Annotated in this window: 3 protein-coding genes; 2 read left to right on the top strand and 1 reads right to left on the bottom strand. The window is 63.0% G+C overall.

All coding sequences use genetic code 11. The features are described from left to right. Together EN991_RS33795 and EN991_RS33790 are read left to right on the top strand one after the other, a co-directional pair. A partial coding sequence (locus tag EN991_RS33795) for a zinc-binding dehydrogenase (RefSeq protein WP_127370362.1) occupies positions 1-809 on the top strand: 809 nt, incomplete at its 5' end. 4 nt (positions 810-813) lie between these two features. Next, positions 814-1803, top strand: coding sequence for a lipid A biosynthesis lauroyl acyltransferase (locus tag EN991_RS33790; protein ID WP_013531221.1), 990 nt, complete (start codon positions 814-816; stop codon positions 1801-1803). Between the two features lie 60 nt (positions 1804-1863). Here EN991_RS33790 and EN991_RS33785 read toward each other — a convergent pair. Beyond that, on the bottom strand, positions 1864-2094 hold a 231-nt coding region (locus EN991_RS33785; RefSeq protein ID WP_164769579.1), incomplete at its 5' end, for a L,D-transpeptidase.

Below are 2094 nucleotides of genomic sequence, written 5' to 3'. Positions count from 1 at the left end.
TTTCCAGCCTGCTGCCCGGACAATTGGTGTCGATCTATGGCGCGCGCACCTGCGGCCTCTGCCGAGCCTGCCGCGAAGGCCGCGACAACCTCTGCGAACATGTTTCGGGCGTTCACGGCTTCCATCTCGACGGCTTCGCGCAGGAGAAGATCAACCTGCCGGCCCGCCTGCTGGTCCCTGCCCCGCCCGGCGTGACCGACATCGGCGCGGCGGTGGCGCCCGTCACCTTCGGCACCGTCGAGCACATGCTGTTCGACAACGCCAGGCTTCAACCCGGCGAAACCATCCTTATCCATGCCGGCGGATCCGGCATCGGCTCGGCGGCCATCCAGCTGGCCAAGCGGATGGGCTGCACGATCATCACTACGGTCGGTTCCAACGACAAGATCGACAAGGCCAAGGCGCTCGGCGCCGACCATGTCATCAACTACCGCGACGACCGTTTCGAGGGCGTCGTGCGCAAGCTGACCAAGAAGAAGGGCGTCGACGTCGTCTTTGAACATGTCGGCGCCGACACATTCGCCGCCTCGATGCTGTGCCTGAAGCGTGGCGGCCGCCTGGTGACCTGCGGTTCGACCTCCGGCGTGTCGACGCAGATCAATTTGATGCAGCTGTTCCAGCAGCAATTGAAACTGCTTGGCTCCTTTGGCTGCCGCATGGAAAACATGGCCAACGCCATGCAGAAAATGGCGGCGGGACAAGTCGCACCCGTCATCGACACCGAAGTCGGCTTCGACGGTATCGACGCCGCGCTGAAGCGCATGGAAGGCCGCGACGTTTTCGGCAAGATCATCCTGCGCGTCGGCTAGAGCCTTGACCTCTGTATTCAAGAAGTTCCGCCGGGACCTCAAATTTCGTTACGGCAGGCAACTGCGCCAGCTCAATTACTGGCTGGTGGCGCGGGCAGCGATGATGATCATCTGGGTCCTGCGCCTGCTGCCGGCCGACAGTGCGCTGAATTTCGCCGACCGCGTCGCTCGCCTGGTCGGCCCCCGGGTTGGACGCCATCAGGTCGCCGTCGACAATCTGCGCAAGGCCTATCCGGAAAAGAGCGAAGCCGAGATCCAGGCGATCGCCTCCGACATGTGGGGCAACATGGCTCGCTTGGCCGCGGAATACATCTTTCTCGACGCCCTCTTCGACTACGACCCCGCGGCCAGCGAGCCCGGCCGCGTCGAGGTCAAGGGAGCTGACCACTTCGTCGAAATAGCCAGCGAAGAGAAGCCGCACATCGTCTTCACCGGTCATCTCGGTAATTTCGAATTGCTGCCGGTGGCGGCCGCGACTTTCGGCATGAACATCACTGCGCTGTTTCGCCCGCCTAACAATCCCTATCTCGCCGACTACATCCTCTCGACGCGCCGCTCGACCATGGGCTCGTTGCTGCCATCCATGGCGGGCGCGTCATTCGCCCTGGCCGGGGTTCTGGAGAACGGCGGCAACATCGGCATCCTTGTCGACCAGAAATTCTCCAATGGACTGGAGACGACATTCTTCGGCCGTCCCTGCCAGAGCAATCGCGTGCTGGCCACCCTTGCCCGCCACTACGATTGCGACGTCTATCCGGCGCGCTGCGTCAGGCTGCCAGGCAACCGCTTCCGGCTCGAAATCGAGAACAAGTTAACCTTGCCGCGCACCGCTGACGGCAGCGTCGATGTCCGTGCCACCACCCAGCGTCTCAACGACGTCGTCGAGCGCTGGGTGCGAGAAGATCCCGGCCAGTGGATGTGGTTCCACAAAAGGTGGGAGATCAGCGGCGGGCGTCGAAAGCGACCGCAGGCAAAGGCGGTCCCAAACGCTTAGGCAGAGCTGCTGGCGTGGGGTTAGCCCAGCGCCAGCAGACAACAGCGAACCTGAACCGCCTTAGTTGGTGACGACAATGCGCGTGTTGCCGAAACCCACTTCCCGCACCATCGAATAGAACGTGGCGGCATTGGCCGTGTGCAGCCTCACGCAGCCATGCGACGCCGGGCGGCCGAGCTGCCTGACGGCGCCGGTTCCATGGATGGCATAGCCGCCATGGAAGAACACCGAATAGGGCATCGGCGACATATGGTATTTGCGCGAATACCACATCCTGGCCGTGCGCTGCGG

Origin of the sequence: Mesorhizobium sp. M7A.F.Ca.US.005.03.2.1, assembly GCF_003997795.1 — a bacterium.
In the GTDB taxonomy this organism is placed as follows: domain Bacteria; phylum Pseudomonadota; class Alphaproteobacteria; order Rhizobiales; family Rhizobiaceae; genus Mesorhizobium; species Mesorhizobium ciceri.
The sequence above is the reverse complement of the archived record's forward strand: the minus strand, read 5'-3'. Positions and strand labels throughout refer to the sequence as shown.